Origin of the sequence: Hominenteromicrobium mulieris (genome assembly GCF_046197855.1) — a bacterium.
Taxonomy (GTDB): Bacteria; Bacillota; Clostridia; order Oscillospirales; family Acutalibacteraceae; genus Hominenteromicrobium; species Hominenteromicrobium mulieris.
Genome location: NZ_CP173188.1, coordinates 709,063 through 725,038 on the forward strand (window position 1 = coordinate 709,063; position 15,976 = coordinate 725,038).

Below are 15,976 nucleotides of genomic sequence, written 5' to 3' on the forward strand. Positions count from 1 at the left end.
TCACCTCCGGTGACACTTGAGAGGAGCTTATTTGTGAGCATAAAAATAGACGGAATGGTGCGCGTAGCGGCGGCTACACCGCACGTGAAGGTGGCGGACTGCCCGTACAACAAAAACGAGATGGCGAAGATGATCCGCGAGGCGGCCGCAAACGGCGCTTCGGTCATCGCATTCCCGGAGCTTGCGATGACGGGCTACACCTGCGGCGACCTGTTTAAGGACAGAAAGCTGATGGAAAGCGCGAAGGCGTGCCTGTTTGACCTCATCGAAGAGACGGAAGACCTCGATATTCTGTGCGCGGTGGGTATGCCGATCCCGTCCGGCGGGGCACTGTATAACTGCGCGGCGGTGTTCAGTCGCGGCGTTTTGCTGGGCCTGCCGGCAAAGCAGCATATTCCGAATTACTCCGAATTTTACGAGCTGCGCCATTTTTCCCCCGCGCCGGAAAGCGGCATGCTGCGCTATGCGGGCGACTGGTACGGCTGCCGTGACGTGGTGTTTGAGCTTGCGCCGGACGTGACCGTGGGCGTGGAGATCTGCGAGGATGTTTGGGTGGCAGACCCGCCGAGCGTGACGCTTGCAAAGGGCGGCGCGACCGTTTTATTAAATCTTTCGTGCAGCGATGAAATTATCGGTAAGGCGCAGTACCGCCGCGACATGCTGCGCATGCACTCCGGTCGTCTGCTTGCAGCGTATGTGTACGCGGACAGCGGCTTTGGCGAAAGCACGACGGACATGATCTTTGCGGGACACAATTTGATTTGCGAAAACGGCTCGTTACTGAACGAGAGCGATTTGTTTACGAACGGCATCACCTACGGCGACATCGACGTGGAGCGCCTTGTGCAGGAGCGCCGCCGCATGAATACGTGGCAGGACGAGCCTGTGTGCGACATCATCGACGCTTCGATGGACTTGCCCGAGTTTGAGACGACGCGCACGGCGTACCCGTACCCGTTTGTGCCGAAGGACGACGCCGACCTTTCCGCACGCTGCGAGACGATCCTCAAAATGCAGGCGACGGGTCTCGCGACGAGACTGAAGCACATCGGCTGCAAAACGGCGGTCATTGGGCTTTCGGGCGGTCTCGATTCCACGTTGGCGTTGCTTGTGACGGCGAACGCGTTTGATATGCTCGGCCTGCCGCGCACGGGCATCCGCACGGTATCGATGCCATGCTTCGGCACGACGGCGCGCACGAAGAGCAACGCGCAGTGCCTTGCGGAAGAGCTCAAGGTGCATTTTGACGAAATTCCGATTGCGAAGGCGGTGGAGCAGCACTTTAAGGACATTCAGCACGATCCCGAGGTGCTGGACGTGACGTATGAAAATTCGCAGGCGCGCGAGCGCACGCAGCTTTTGATGGACATTGCGAATCAGCACGGCGGCATTGTCATCGGCACGGGCGACCTTTCTGAGCTTGCGCTCGGCTGGGCGACGTACAACGGCGACCACATGTCGATGTATGCGGTGAACGCGTCTATCCCGAAGACACTGGTGCGCCACCTCGTGCGTTATGAGGCGATGCACGGCAACGACGAGCTGCGCCGTGTTTTACTTGATATTTTGGACACGCCGGTCAGCCCGGAATTATTGCCGCCGAAGGACGGCGAAATTTCACAGAAGACGGAAGACCTTGTGGGGCCGTATGAACTGCATGATTACTATTTGTATTATATGCTGCGCTTTGGATTTACTCCGCGTAAAATTTATGCGATGGCGCTGCGCTCATTTGCGGGGCAGTATGACGCCGAGACCATTAAAAAGTGGCTGAAAACGTTCTACCGCCGCTTCTTCCAGCAGCAGTTTAAGCGCTCCTGCCTGCCGGACGGCCCGAAGGTGGGCTCTGTGACGCTTTCGCCGCGCGGCGATTTCCGCATGCCGAGCGATGCGTGCAATACGGTGTGGAGAGAGGAGATCGAGACACTGTGAACATTTTAGTTGCGATGGAGACGAAGCCCTATCAGCGCGTGTGGCTCGAAGAAGTCGCGCCGGGGGAGACGTTTATTTATAAAGAGGGCAAGGCAGAGCGCGAGGACGTGCAGAACGCGGATATAATCCTCGGCAACGTGAGCCCGAAGCTCATCTCGACCGGCGATAAGCTTAAATGGTTGCAGACGAACAGCGCGGGCGTGGACGGGTATATCCACGGCTGTCTGCCGGAGGAGACCGTTTTGACGAATGCAACGGGCGCGTATGGCCTTGCGATTTCGGAATACATGGTCGCGGTGTGGCTTGAACTTTTAAAAAAGCTGCATTTGTACCGCGATGTGCAGCGCACGGGCAAGTGGTGCGACCTCGGGCAGGTGCGCTCGGCGTGGAACTCGACGGTGTTGGTGCTCGGCCTCGGCGACATCGGTGGGGAATTTGCGAAGCGTGCGAAAGCGCTGGGCGCAAGGGTGATCGGCGTGCGCCGCACTGGCACGGATAAGCCCGATTTTGTGGACGAGCTCATCCACACCGATAAGCTTGACGAATATTTGCCACAGGCGGACTGCGTGGCCATCACGCTGCCGGGCACGACGGCAACGAAGGGGATGTTTGACGCAGAGCGCATGGCGAAGATGAAGGACGGCGCGATTTTATTAAACGTCGGCCGCGGGATGATCGTCGACACAGATGCGCTGTGCGCGGCGCTGGAAAACGGAAAGCTTGCGGGCGCGGGCGTGGACGTGACCGACCCGGAACCGCTGCCCGCAGATTACCCGCTGTGGAAGATGGAAAACGCGGTCATCACACCGCATATCTCCGGCGGATACCATTTGCAGGAGACGCACGACCGCATTGTGCGTATTATGGCGGAGAATTTAAAGCGTTTTCTGGCGGGTGAGCCGCTTAGAAATGTGGTCGATTTTTCGACCGGCTACCGAAAACTGTAAGGGATAATGATGGATACGACACAGGAAATTTATTTGGACAACAGCGCGACGACGCGCGTTTCAAAAGAGGCGGCGGAAAAGGCGCTTTACATGATGACGGAATGCTACGGCAACCCCTCTTCGCTGCACAGCAAGGGCTTTGCGGCGGAAAAGGAGATGACTGCGGCGCGGGAGATCATTGCCGAGAGACTTTCGGCGCAGCCAGGGGAGATTTATTTCACGTCCGGCGGCACAGAGAGCGACAACATTGCGATTTTGGGTGCGGCGCACGCGAAAAAGCGCGCGGGCAACAAGATTGTGACGACGGCGATCGAGCATCCGGCGGTGCTCAATACGATGGCACAGCTTGAAAAAGAGGGCTTTGAGGTCGTGTATGTGCAGCCGGAGGCGGACGGAAATATTCCGAAAGAGAAATTTGACGCGGCCATTGATGCGAAGACGATTTTGGTCAGCGTGATGGCGGTGAATAACGAAACAGGCGTTTTGCTGCCGCTGAAAGACATTGCAGGCACGATCAAGAGAAAAAAGGCCCCGGCGCTGTTTCACGCGGACGCGGTGCAGGGCTTCTGCAAAATTCCGCTCCAGCCGAAAAGGCTCGGTGTTGACCTCATCAGTGTTTCGGGCCACAAGGTGCATGCACCGAAGGGCGTGGGTGCGCTGTACGTGAAAAGCGGCGTACGCATTTTGCCGCACAGCTTCGGCGGCGGGCAAGAGAAAAATCTGCGCCCCGGCACCGAGGGCGTGCCGCAAATTTGTGCGTTCGGCGAAGCGGTGAAGCACATGATGACGGAAAAAGAGGCGCTCACACACGTAAAAGCGGTGCAGGCGCATTTGATTGAACGGCTGAAATCGATGCCGGAGGTTGTTTTGAACTCGCCCGAAAACGCGCTGCCGTATATTGTGAATCTTTCGGCAGGGCGCGTGCGTGCGGAGACGATGCTGCACTTTTTGGCGGAGCGAAACATTTTTGTTTCAAGCGGTTCCGCGTGCGGCAAGGCAAAACCGAGCCACGTTCTGAGCGCGATGCAGCTGCCGAAGGAGCGCGTTGAAACATCGCTGCGCGTAAGCCTTTCGGCGGAAAACACAGCAGAAGAAATGGACGCGTTTGCGGACGCCTTGAAAGAGGGCCTCCAAACGCTTTCGCACGCGTAAGCGTGAGTTTATAGACGGAAAGGAATTTTGTCATGCAGGAAGTGATTCTGGTCAAGCTCGGCGAGATCGTCTTAAAGGGATTGAATCGCCGCACGTTTGAAGACCGGCTGTTAAAGAACATTCGCCGCCGCATTGCGCGCGCGGGCAACTTTGAGGTGTACTCCATGCAGTCCACCATTTACATTGAACCGAAGGACGAGGACGCGGACATTGACGAAGCTGAAGAGCGCATCTCGAAGATTTTCGGCGTCATTGGCTATGCGCGCGCTTGCGTGTGTGAAAAGGACATGGATGCCATTACAAAAATGGCGCCGGAATACCTCAATGACACACTCGCGGGCTTTAAGACGTTCAAGGTGGAATCGAAGCGTGCGGACAAGAAGTTCCCGCTCGGCTCCATGGAAATCTCCCGCGAGGTGGGCGCGGCGCTGCTGCGCGCGAACCCGCACATTTCCGTAGACGTGCATAACCCGGAGATCACGGTGCGCGTGGAAATCCGCGAGAAAGCGGCGTATATCCACGGCGAGACGAAGCCCGGCGCGGGCGGCATTCCGGTGGGCACGGGCGGCAAGGCGGCTATTCTCATCAGCGGCGGCCTCGACAGCCCGGTGGCGGCGTGGATGATGGCAAAGCGCGGCGTGGAGCTGACGGCCATTCACTTTGCGAGCCCGCCGTACACGAGCGAGCGCGCACATGAAAAGGTGGTGGCGCTGCTGAAGAAGGTCGGCGAATACGCGGGCAGAATGGACATGATTACCGTGCCGTTCACCGAAATTCAGGAGCAAATTCGAGACAACTGCCCGGAGGAGCTTGCGACCGTGATTATGCGCCGCTTTATGATGCGTGCCGCCGAGCGCATTGCACGCGAGCGCGAATGCAGTGCACTCATCACGGGTGAGAGCCTTGGGCAGGTGGCAAGCCAGACGATACAGGCCATCGCCTGCACGGACGCCGCGGCGAATATGCCGGTTTTCCGTCCGCTTATCGGCAGCGACAAGTCGGAAATCGTGACGCTTGCGCACCGCATTGACACGTATGATATTTCCATTGAGCCGTATGAGGACTGCTGCACGGTGTTTACGCCGAAGCACCCGCGCACCCGCCCCACTTTGAACGTGGTGGAGGCTGCGGAACAGAAACTTGATGTGGAACAGCTTTTGAAAAATTGCCTTGAAAAGACGGAGATCCGTCATCTGTAAGAAAGGGGAATTTTACCATGCAGGCAGAAGTATTATCGGTAGGTACAGAGCTTTTGCTCGGCCAGACCGTGAACACGGACACAACAATCGTTGCAAAGGCGCTTTCGGCGCTCGGCATTGATCTGCTCTACGCCGCCGTAGTTGGCGACAACGTGGGCAGACTGGAAAAGGCTGTTTACGACGCGCTCGACAGAAGCGATATTCTCATCACGACGGGCGGCCTTGGGCCGACGGGCGACGACCTGACGAAAGAGACCGTGGCGGCGGCTGCGGGCAAGAAGCTCGTTTTGCACGAGCAGAGCTACCAGCATTTGCTCGATTACTTTGCAAACGGCGGCATGACCGAAAACCAGATGAAGCAGGCGATGCTGCCGGAGGGCTGCACCGCGCTGAAAAACGACAACGGCACTGCGCCCGGCTGCGCGTTCCGGACGGACAAGGGCAAGATCGTCATCATGCTGCCCGGCCCGCCTTCGGAATTGACCCCGATGCTGCACAACTATGCCGTGCCGTACCTTGAGAAATTCCAGAGCGCGGTCATTGCTTCGCACAGCGTGCATGTGTACGGCAGAGGCGAAGCGCCGGTGGCACAGATGATCGAAGACCTGATGGAGCAGAGCAACCCGACCGTGGCGCCGTATGCCAAGGAAGGCGAGATGTTCGTGCGCGTGACGGCGAAGGCCGCAACGAAAGAAGAAGCGGACGCGATGTGCGTGCCGGTGGTGGAAGAATTGAAGAAGCGCATCGGCAACTTCGTGTACGGTGTGGACGTGGAGACGCTGGAGGAGCTTGTGGTCAGTGAGCTTAAAAAGGCGGGCAAGAAGCTTGCGACGGCGGAATCCTGCACGGGCGGTATGCTTGCAAAGCGCATTACAGATATTCCGGGTTCCTCCGCCGTGTTTGAGACGGGCTGTGTGACGTATGCAAACTGCGTGAAGGAGCGTTTGCTCGGCGTACCGCACGAGACGCTTGTGACATACGGCGCAGTGAGCGAACAGACGGCGCGCGCGATGGCGGAAGGCATTGTGCGTGAGAGCGGTGCAGACATCGGCGTGGGTATCACGGGCATTGCGGGCCCGGACGGCGGCACAGAAGAAAAGCCGGTGGGCCTTGTGTACATTGCGTTGAGTGACGGCAAGAACACGTGGGTGGCAAAGCGCCAGCCGATGGGCAGACTGAAATCCCGCGAATGGCACCGCCACTGCGCGGCCTCCAAAGCACTCGATATGGTGCGCCGCTACCTTGCCGGTTTGCCGGTGGACGAGGCGTAACGCGTGCGGCGCAAATACCGCGAGCCGGAGCCTATGCGGCGCGTGGCGGTCTATGAAGACGAAGAAAGTATGCAGCCGAGAAAGCGGAGAATTCTGTTCCCGGTGCTCATCACGCTGTTTTCGGTGATTTTTGTCGTTTCGGCGGCGGTGCTTGTAATTGAGCTCATTGTGAACCCGTATGTGACGGATAAAAACGTAGGTGAGATTCAGAAAATCTACTCCGAAGCGGGCGACACGGAAAGCGTGGTCCCGGCGACTTCTGAAGACGACACGGCGGACAGCGAACGCATGGCAGAGCTGGAGCGCCGTTGCGAAGCTGTTTTGAAGCTGCAAAGTGTGAACAGCGACATTACGGGCTGGGTGCAGCTGGACGGCACGGACATCAATTTTCCGGTGCTGACACCGCCTGCAGGCGACCCGCAGTATTACCTTTACCGCAACTACAAAAAGGAAAGCACGAAGTACGGCAGCATCTTTTTGGACGGTATGTGCACGGTGGACTCCGATAATCAGGTTTTGCACGGGCACAGCATGCAGGACGGCAGAATGTTCTGGCAGGTGATCGGTTTTGGCAGTGCCAAGACCGTGAAAAGCTGTCCGGTATTCCGCTATGACACCGAAAAGGAAGCGGCGGAATGGAAGATTGTTTCGGTATTCAAGACGAATACATACGATAACCAAGGGGAACTGTTCAACTATCTGCGCGGCGATTTTGACTCTGCGGAAGACAAGATGCAGTTTTACTACGATGTGATGAAACGCAGCATGGTGAACACCGGCGTTGACCTGAACGAAAACGACAAAACGGTGATGCTTTCAACATGCTCGTATGAATATGAGGGCTTCCGCACGGTGATCGTGGCGCGCAAGGTGCGTGACGGCGAAGATGCGACCGTGGACACCTCAAAAATCACGGAGAACGAAAACGTGTTGTACCCGGACATTTGGTATCCCTCCGGCAAAGCGCCGGACTACTGGCCCGACTACTTTGAGGACGCTGTCCAAAACGGCATGGTGGATTGGTACACGGGCAATCTGTACAAAGATTAAAAGCTGAAACAGAAAACGAAAAACGCCCTCCCGCTTACGGAAAAACCGCAGCGGAAGGGCGTTTTGGTATGTTATCTTTTATTTTTTGTACTTCAAAGCGCGGATGGCGTTGAGAACCGCGATAATCATGACACCGACATCCGCAAAGATGGCTGCCCACATGTTCGCAAGACCGAACGCGGTGAGCGCGAGACAGCCGAACTTGACGATGAGCGAGAACACGATGTTCTGCTTGACGATGCCGATGCACTTACGGGAAATTTTGATGGCCTTTGCAATCTGCATCGGATCATCGTCCATGAGGACAACGTCTGCGGCTTCGATGGCGGCATCGCTGCCCATGGCGCCCATGGCGATGCCGATATCGGCACGGGTGAGCACCGGCGCATCGTTGATGCCGTCGCCGACGAACGCGAGGTTTGCTTTCTTCGGCTTATTCTGAATGAGCTTTTCGACTTCGTTGACCTTATCGCCCGGGAGCAGCTCGCTGCGAACTTCGTCAATGCCAAGCTCTTTGGCGACCTGATCAGCCACACGCTTGGCATCGCCTGTGAGCATGACGGTTTTTTCAACACCGGCGTGCTTCAGCTTCTGAATGGCTTCCTTGGAATGAGGCTTGATGACATCGGAGATAACGATGTGACCGGCATATTCGCCGTCGATTGACATGTGAATGATGGTGCCGACGCTGTGGCAGTCGTTATATGGAATATTGTGCAGTGCCATGAGCTTTGCGTTGCCGGCGAGGACCTCGTGCCCGTCGACCTTGGCGGTGATGCCCTTGCCGCTGACTTCTTCAATGTCCGTTACGCGGCTGCGGTCGATCTCTTTGCCGTAGGCTTTCTGCAAACTTTTGCTGATGGGGTGGGAGGAGGCGCACTCGGCGAGCGCGGCGTACTCGAGCAGCTTTGCTTCGTCCATCGTGTTGTGGTGGACGGCAGTGACCTCAAACACGCCCTGCGTGAGCGTGCCGGTTTTATCGAACACGACGATTTTTGCATCGGAGAGGGCTTCAAGATAGTTGGAGCCCTTGATGAGCACGCCCTCATGGCTTGCGCCGCCGATGCCCGCAAAGAAGCTGAGCGGGATGGAAATGACAAGTGCGCACGGGCAGCTGACAACGAGGAAGGTCAGCGCGCGGTAGATCCAATCGACCCAAGCGGCATCCATGCCGAACGCCATGCGCAGGAGCGGCACGGCAATGCCGAGCAGTACAGCGGAAATGCAGACCGCCGGGGTGTAAATTTTAGCGAAGCGGGAGATGAACGCTTCCGAACGGGACTTGCGGGAACTGGCGTTTTCAACGAGGTCGAGGATTTTGGAAACGGTGGACTCGCCGAATTCCTTTGTGGTGCGGATTTTCAGAACACCGTTTAAATTGATGCAGCCGCTGATGATCTCATCGCCCTCTTTGACATCGCGCGGGAGGCTTTCGCCGGTGAGCGCGCTGGTATTAAGGCTTGCGTTGCCGCTTTCGACTACGCCGTCGAGCGGGACTTTTTCGCCCGGCTGCACGACGATGATGCTGCCGACCGCGACTTCGTCGGGATCGACCTGTTCTAACTTGCCGTCTTTTTCAATGTTGGCGTAGTCCGGGCGGATGTCCATCAGCGCGGAGATGTTTTTGCGGCTTTTGCCGACGGCGTAGCTTTGGAACAGCTCGCCGATCTGATAGAACAGCATCACGGCGATGCCCTCAAGATAATCGCCGCTCTTTGTCCAAATGGCGAGGAAGAACGCACCGAGGGTGGCGAGCGCCATCAAAAAGTTTTCGTCGAACGCGCGGCCGTTTAGGATGCCCTTGCCGGCTTTTCTCAAAATATCGTAGCCGATGACGAGATAGGCGGCGAGGTACGCGATAAGGCGCGGAATGCCCGTGATAGGTAAGAACTGTAACACGACCAGCATCACGGCGGTGATGATGATGCGGTACAGCGTAATCTTTTGTTTCTTTTTCATGAGGATACCTCTTGTGGTTTTATATAGCAGTTAGATGATACATTACCGTGTGAAAAAGACCGACTGTACCGAGAAAGCGGAGCCGGTCATTTTTTCTGACTATACGGGTAGACCGAAGTAAATTAAAGCTCGATTTCGCAGTCCGGCTCAACCTTCTTGCAGGCCTTGAGGACATTCTTCATGACAGCTTTAGCGTCCTGACCGTCTTCAAACTCAACGATCATCTTCTGGGTCATGAAGTTTACGGTCGCATTTGCAACGCCTGCAGTTTTCTTGGTTGCCTCTTCCATCAGGTTGGCACAATTTGCGCAGTCAACTTCAATGCTGTACGTTTTTTTCATGGGGAAAACCTCCGTAAAAAATCATTTTGTTTTGAAATGTGGTGCTAACGATTAAATACTTGCTTAATCGTTACAGTTGTAGTATACTGGGGCCGGAATAAAAAATCAAGGGGTTTTCGGGTGCTGCTTCCAAACGGGCGAACGGGATTTCCGAAACGGATAAACGGAGGGCTTTTTATGGCGGATTTTGCATTGCCGCACGACCACGGCAGGCACAAGCACGACGAAGCGCTGCATAGAGAATTGATGAATACGGAACGTTTTTCGGCCGTGGCGGATGTGTTCAAGCAGCTGAGCGACCCGGTGCGCGTGCGCATTTTCTGGCTTTTGAGTCACCGGGAAGAATGCGTCATCAACATTGCGGCGATGATGGATATGTCGAGCCCGGCGGTCTCGCACCATTTGAAGTCGCTTTTAGACAGTGGGCTTATCATGAGCCGCCGCGACGGCAAGGAAGTCTACTATAAGGCGTCGGACACCGAGCAGATCGGGCTTTTGCACGAGATTGTGGAGCAGGTGATGGAGATCACCTGCCCGGAAAAGGAAGTGGACTTTCAGGCTTCGCAGGAGGAAATCATTCGGAACGTGCACAATTACCTGATCGAACACATCAGCGAGCGCATCACGATAGAAACGCTGTCGAGGGAGTTCCTCATGAACACCACGACGCTGAAAACGGTGTTCAAAAAAGTGTACGGCACGACGATTGCGGCGCACATGAAGCAGCACCGCATGGAGCTTGCGGCGGGGCTGCTGCTGAAAACGCAGAACGACATTGCGTCCGTGGCGCAGGCCGTGGGGTATGAGAGCCATAGCCGATTTACGGCGGCGTTTAAGGAGGCTTACGGCGAGCTGCCAACGGAATACAGACGGCGGCACGTGTGCGGGGCAAAGAAGCAGGCGTGTGACGCTTGTGCAAAGTGTCCAATTTGTGAGCCGGAAAATTTTGCGAAAACTGCCTTTGAAAAAATATTTTCAAAAGAGTAAAATAATAGAAAACGTGTGGCGTATGTGCGTAAATCCGGTTTGCGTATATGCGCCGCATTTATTTTGATAAGGAATGGCGAAATTATGAAACGAATTCAGTCTGCGTGTATCTGTCAAACGTTGCATTTCCAGCTTAAAGAGGGTGTGGTAAAGGATTACGCCATGCGCGCAGTACAGGAGGAAGTTGCGAATTACAAGAGCGGGTTGGAACGCAGCCACACAAAGTATAAAATCGTAGAGAAGCATAAGGGAACGGACGGCTCAATTGTGATCAAAATTATTAAGCAGTACAATTCCGCTCCGGTGGGCGACTATTTGAACTGACGGCATACAAGTTTATAGGTTTCAAAATCGAGCAGCGAGATGCGTAAGTCCGGATTTTCGGGCGGCGTATTCCGCTGCTTTGTGATTTAGATTTATATCAGGGAGTAAAGGTATGGAAGAAAACACCAACGTATTTTTGGGCACGGAGCGTGTGGGCAAGCTGATGCGCGGTTATGCAGTGCCGTGTATCATTTCGCTTCTGGTCGGCGCGCTGTATAACATTGTTGACCAGATCTTCATTGCAAACTCGGACTACCTCGGTTCTTACGGCAACGCGGCGAACACCGCTGTGTTTCCTCTGACCGTGGCGGCGCTCGCAATCGCGGTAATGGTCGGCGACGGCTGCTGCGCGTATGTGAGTATCAACCTCGGTAAAAAGGACGTGAAAACGGCGAAGAAGAGCGTAGGCAACGCCGTGGTGCTGGTTTTGCTTGCAAGCGCAGCTTTGACGGCTGTGTATTTGCTTTTGGCGGAACCGATTTTAACGATGTTTGGCGGGCGTGTGAACGTGGAGACGTTTCGTTATGCGAAGGAGTACTTTTTCTATATTGCGCTCGGCGTGCCGTTTTATATGTTCGGACAGGCGCTGAACCCAATTATCCGCGCAGACGGCAGCCCGAAATTTGCGATGGCATCGACGCTGGCGGGCGCGATGTTGAACACGATCTTAGACCCGGTGTTCATTTTTGTGTGCCGCTGGGGTATGATGGGCGCGGCGGTTGCGACGGTGCTGGGGCAGATTGTGACGGCGGTGCTTGCAATCTGGTATTTGTGCAATATGCGTGTGATTCGCCCGGGAAAGGGAGATTTTAAGCTGAGCGGCGGGCTTTGCAGGCGCATTTTGTCGCTTGGTATGACAAGCTTCCTCTCACAGATCAGCCTTGTGGCGGCAATGGCGGCCATCAACAACATGCTGCGCAAATACGGCGCACTGGACCCGATTTTCGGGCAGGCGCAGTACGCACAGATCCCGATGGCAGTGGTCGGCATTGTGATGAAGTTCTTTCAGATTGTGATTTCGATCGTTGTCGGTATGGCGGCGGGGTGCATACCGATTGTGGGCTTCAACATGGGTGCGGAGAAATTTAGGCGCGTAAATAAGCTGTTTACGATGCTGCTGATCTCGGAAGCAGCGGTGGGCGCCGTGGCGCTGATTTTGGTGGAGTTTTTCCCGCAACAGCTCATTTCGCTGTTTGGCGCGGCAAATGAAAGCGCATTTTACACGGAGTTTGCGGTGAAGGCATTCCGTATTTACCTGTGTATGATGATTCCGGCATGCGTGAACAAGGCGTGCTTTATTTTCCTGCAGGCACTTGGCAAGGCGCTGAGCTCGACGGTACTTTCCATGCTGCGCGAGGTGGTGTTCGGCGTGGGCTTTGCCATCCTGCTGCCGATTTGGTTCGGCTTGGACGGCGTTTTATACTCGATGCCGGTTTCAGACATTTTGACGTTTGTGGTTTCGGTGGTGTTAATTCTTGGGACATATCGGGAGCTAAACAGCAAAGCGCAATAAAAGAAGAAATCCTCTCCGGACGCAGCCTGGAGAGGATAAATTATATTTAGGCAAAAAGTTTTCTGAAGAAAACTTGACGAAAGACTTGTAATTGCCATTGCCGTTAGCTTAGAGGATAAGGTTTTCCAGCTCCTCTGCGTTATGGACGAGGGTATCGGCGCCGTTTTCTTCGAGCTCTTTTTCGTCCCTGAAGCCCCAGGTGACGCCGGCGGTGAAGAGGCCTGCGTTCTGCCCGGTCTGCATATCAACGCCGCTGTCGCCGACGTACAGGCATTCGGCGGGGGTGACGCCTAATTCTTCGCACAATAAAAGTGCGGCACTGGGGTTCGGCTTTTTCGGTACGCCTTCCCTTTGTCCGTGGACGACATCAAAAAGCCCGGTGAACAGCTTTTCGGCGATATAGCACGTCATGTTATCGGGTTTGTTGGAGAGCACGGCGGCTTTGACGTTGTTTTCACGCATTTTTTGGAGCAGCTCTACGATGCCGGGGTAGGGGGTGACGTCTTTTGTGGGATCACTTTCATATAAAGCGTCATACGTTTTGCGCAGGGCTTTTACATCTTCTTCGGTGTATGTGCCCTTAGCGGCAGTGAGCATGCGGCGCATGAGAATATCTGCGCCGTTACCGACGAATGTGCGGTAGCGGTCTACGGGGAACGTTTTTAAACGGTGCGCTTCAAGCGCGGCGTTGCCGAATCCGGCGATGGAAGTGAGCGTATTGGCCACGGTTCCGTCCATATCAAAAATAACGGCTTTTACTTTTGCCATGAATATCCCTTCTTCATATTATAAATAATCGAAAAGCGAACGACACTTTTCGCACCGCCAGTATACCGCTTTTTTGACGAAAATGCAACCGGGGCGGGCTTTTTGGGGTGTGAAAAAACCATCTGACCTTAAAAATTATATTAAATCTGGCCATTGCGATAATACCAGCGCGGTGCTATACTGGGTGCAATCTTCAAGGCACGGCGCACGAACGGTGCAGTCGCGCCCCAAAGCAAAGGGGTAATCAAAATGAAAAACAAGAATTCCATCTACAAGATTGTCACCGTGGGCCTTTTGGGCGCGCTGGTGTTCGTTTCCAACTACCTGAGCTTCCCGATTCCGGTGCCGGTGGGCGATATTTCCCGTATCCACCTCGGCAACGCGTTTTGCCTGCTTGCGGGCTTTGTGATGGGCCCGATCGGAGGCGGTCTGGCTTCCGGCATCGGCGCGATGCTCTACGACCTGACGAACCCGGCGTACATCGCTTCGGCTCCGTTTACATTTGTATTTAAGTTCCTGCTGGCTGCGGTTTGCGGCCTCATCGCGCACAAGGGTAAAATCACCGGCAACATGCTGGAGGAAGACTTTACCATTACCGTACCGCGCAGCATTGTGGCGGGCATCTGCGGCAGCCTGACATACATTGTGCTGTATCTCGCAAAGTCCTACATTACGACGGTGCTTGCGGGCAGTGCGCCGGAGGCTGCGGCGATTGCGCTTGCGACGAAAGCGGCTTCGAGCACGGTGAACGCGATTCTCGCCATCATCATTTCCGTGCCGCTCTCCGCTTTGATTCGCAAGGCGCTGAAAAGTGCGCATCTGACGACAAAATAAAATCAGCGTATAAGGAAAGCCGCCGGAACACGCACCGGTGGCTTTCGTTGTTTTTGTGTGACAGAGATTTCTTGCTTTTTTCATGAAACTGTTCACTGCACTTCACATGAACTTCACAGAACTCCGAAATAATATAGATAATCCGAACGGAAAGAAAAAAAGGTTGAAAAACCGTTTGGAATATGGTATTATGTGAAAGGAGTAAGGAACCATGAGTGACAATCATGAGAAATTCCAAAATGGTTTTGACCCGAACAATGGGTCTGAACCGGTGAACACCAATACTTCCGCTAATAACGCTGTAAACAGCACAAACGCCTACGGCACCTATCATAACGCACAGTATCCGACGAACAACACCCCCGCATATACGTGGAACGCACAGAGCGCTCCGCAGCAGAACGCGCCGGTGCAGCCAAACGGACAGCCTGTGTATTACGGTGTGCCTGTGCATCAGCCGCAAAAACAGCCGAAGCCCAAAAAGCACGGCTCGAAATTCGGCTTGAAGCTTTTAGCCGTTGTGCTTTGCTGTGCGATCACCTCGGCGGCGTCGCTTGGCGTATTCGTCGTGATGATTCAAAACGGCGTCATCAATGTGCAGTCTTCCGAAGCGAGCAGCAATGCTGCGTTCACAATCTCGCGCGTGGTGAACGGCGACACGAGCTCGGACACGAGCGCGAGCAGCGACGGCACGGTTTCCGCGATGAGCGACCAGGACATTGCCGCAAAGCTTACACCGTCTGTCGTGTGCATCCAGAATTATCAGGTGACACAGAATTACGGCTTTATGCAGACCGATACGTCGGACAGCAGCGTTTCCCCGGCGAGCGAAGGCTCCGGCATCATCATGAGTGAAGATGGCTATATCATCACGAATGCGCATGTTGTGGAGGGTGCGACTTCCCTGAAGGTTATGACCTCCGACGGTGAGACGTATGAAGCGCAGCTGATCGGCAGCGATACCGTGACGGACCTTGCGGTCGTAAAGATCGATGCGACGGGCTTGACGGCTGCGGAATTTGGTTCTTCCGAAGATTTGCGCGTTGCGGATAAGGTCATGGCCATCGGTAACCCGGGCGGCCACGAGCTGAGCTCCAGCGTAACGATCGGTTACGTTTCCGCTTTGAACCGCGCGATTGCCAATAACACGACCGGCTACACGATGGAATATATCCAGACCGATGCGGCGATTAACCCCGGTAACTCCGGCGGCGCACTCATCAACGAGTATGGTCAGGTCGTTGGCATCAACTCCGCGAAAATTTCCGCTACGGGCTATGAGGGCCTTGGATTTGCGATTCCGATCGATACGGCACAGCCGATTATCTCCGACCTCATCCAGTACGGTTATGTGAAGGACAGAGCTGTTCTCGGTATTTCCGGTCAGTTCATCGACAGCATGACGGGCCGCTTCTACGGCTTGCCGCAGGGCGAGTATGTGGCACAGCTCAATTCGAGCGAGGCACAGGCTTCCGGCTTGCAGGTGGGCGATGTGATTACCGCTATTGACGGTCAGCAGCTGGACAGTGAATCCACATTGCGTTCCGCAATCCTCAGCAAGAAGCCGGGCGATACGGTAACACTTCAGGTGTACCGCTCTTCGACGCAGCAGTCCGCAACCGTGGAACTGAAGCTTTCCGAATACAGCGCGGGTTGATTTAATTTAGAGTACGAGTCTTTTTCATAAATCTCCTTTTTC

14 protein-coding genes are annotated in these 15,976 nt (G+C 55.1%); 11 read left to right on the plus strand and 3 right to left on the minus strand.

Features of this window, described 5'->3' with window-relative positions; all coding sequences use genetic code 11:
- Window positions 1-33 precede the first annotated feature (33 nt).
- From ACI0CA_RS03405 to ACI0CA_RS03430, 6 genes are read left to right on the plus strand one after another with little or no spacing between them, the layout of a single operon-like run.
- Window positions 34-1,932: an NAD(+) synthase gene (locus ACI0CA_RS03405; protein ID WP_308449787.1), complete on the plus strand. Its 1,899-nt coding sequence runs from the start codon at window positions 34-36 to the stop codon at window positions 1,930-1,932.
- Window positions 1,929-2,879, plus strand: a complete 951-nt coding sequence (locus tag ACI0CA_RS03410) for a D-2-hydroxyacid dehydrogenase (protein ID WP_308449788.1) — start codon at window positions 1,929-1,931, stop codon at window positions 2,877-2,879. Before ACI0CA_RS03405 ends, ACI0CA_RS03410 begins: the two co-directional genes overlap by 4 nt.
- Window positions 2,880-2,885: 6 nt before the next feature.
- Window positions 2,886-4,031 carry a cysteine desulfurase family protein gene (locus ACI0CA_RS03415; RefSeq protein WP_343284736.1) on the plus strand — a complete coding sequence of 382 codons (1,146 nt, stop codon included), beginning with the start codon at window positions 2,886-2,888 and terminating at the stop codon, window positions 4,029-4,031.
- 32 nt (window positions 4,032-4,063) lie between these two features.
- The gene (thiI, locus tag ACI0CA_RS03420) at window positions 4,064-5,230 is read left to right on the plus strand and encodes a tRNA uracil 4-sulfurtransferase ThiI (protein ID WP_308449790.1); all 1,167 of its coding nucleotides are present in this window, start codon (window positions 4,064-4,066) and stop codon (window positions 5,228-5,230) included.
- A 17-nt stretch (window positions 5,231-5,247) separates the two neighbouring features.
- Entirely contained in the window at window positions 5,248-6,501 is a 1,254-nt protein-coding gene (locus ACI0CA_RS03425; protein WP_308449791.1) for a competence/damage-inducible protein A, read from the plus strand.
- A gap of 3 nt (window positions 6,502-6,504) precedes the next feature.
- Window positions 6,505-7,551 (plus strand): class B sortase, encoded by a 1,047-nt coding sequence (locus ACI0CA_RS03430; RefSeq protein WP_395506687.1) that lies wholly within the window; start codon window positions 6,505-6,507, stop codon window positions 7,549-7,551.
- Between the two features lie 78 nt (window positions 7,552-7,629).
- Here the strand turns inward: ACI0CA_RS03430 and ACI0CA_RS03435 are convergent, their stop codons facing one another.
- Together ACI0CA_RS03435 and ACI0CA_RS03440 are read right to left on the minus strand one after the other, a co-directional pair.
- Complete coding sequence (locus ACI0CA_RS03435) at window positions 7,630-9,510, minus strand: heavy metal translocating P-type ATPase (protein ID WP_395506686.1); 1,881 nt, start codon at window positions 9,508-9,510, stop codon at window positions 7,630-7,632.
- Between the two features lie 122 nt (window positions 9,511-9,632).
- Window positions 9,633-9,851: a cation transporter gene (locus tag ACI0CA_RS03440; protein ID WP_176821090.1), complete on the minus strand. Its 219-nt coding sequence runs from the start codon at window positions 9,849-9,851 to the stop codon at window positions 9,633-9,635.
- A 177-nt stretch (window positions 9,852-10,028) separates the two neighbouring features.
- Between ACI0CA_RS03440 and ACI0CA_RS03445 the strand changes: the two genes are divergently transcribed.
- The 3 genes from ACI0CA_RS03445 (at window position 10,029) to ACI0CA_RS03455 (ending at window position 12,675) form a co-directional block, all read left to right on the plus strand.
- On the plus strand, window positions 10,029-10,838 hold the full coding sequence (locus ACI0CA_RS03445; protein ID WP_412330572.1) for a metalloregulator ArsR/SmtB family transcription factor: 810 nt from the start codon (window positions 10,029-10,031) through the stop codon (window positions 10,836-10,838).
- Between the two features lie 84 nt (window positions 10,839-10,922).
- The gene (locus ACI0CA_RS03450; RefSeq protein WP_412330573.1) at window positions 10,923-11,162 is read left to right on the plus strand and encodes a hypothetical protein; all 240 of its coding nucleotides are present in this window, start codon (window positions 10,923-10,925) and stop codon (window positions 11,160-11,162) included.
- A gap of 112 nt (window positions 11,163-11,274) precedes the next feature.
- Window positions 11,275-12,675 carry an MATE family efflux transporter gene (locus ACI0CA_RS03455; RefSeq protein ID WP_412330574.1) on the plus strand — a complete coding sequence of 467 codons (1,401 nt, stop codon included), beginning with the start codon at window positions 11,275-11,277 and terminating at the stop codon, window positions 12,673-12,675.
- A gap of 108 nt (window positions 12,676-12,783) precedes the next feature.
- Here the strand turns inward: ACI0CA_RS03455 and ACI0CA_RS03460 are convergent, their stop codons facing one another.
- Window positions 12,784-13,443 carry an HAD family hydrolase gene (locus ACI0CA_RS03460; RefSeq protein WP_308449797.1) on the minus strand — a complete coding sequence of 220 codons (660 nt, stop codon included), beginning with the start codon at window positions 13,441-13,443 and terminating at the stop codon, window positions 12,784-12,786.
- Between the two features lie 249 nt (window positions 13,444-13,692).
- Here ACI0CA_RS03460 and ACI0CA_RS03465 point away from each other — a divergent pair, with 249 nt between their 5' ends.
- Window positions 13,693-14,277, plus strand: coding sequence for an ECF transporter S component (locus ACI0CA_RS03465; protein ID WP_176819542.1), 585 nt, complete (start codon window positions 13,693-13,695; stop codon window positions 14,275-14,277).
- A gap of 211 nt (window positions 14,278-14,488) precedes the next feature.
- The gene (locus ACI0CA_RS03470) at window positions 14,489-15,934 is read left to right on the plus strand and encodes a S1C family serine protease (protein WP_419486613.1); all 1,446 of its coding nucleotides are present in this window, start codon (window positions 14,489-14,491) and stop codon (window positions 15,932-15,934) included.
- The last annotated feature ends 42 nt before the right edge of the window (window positions 15,935-15,976 follow it).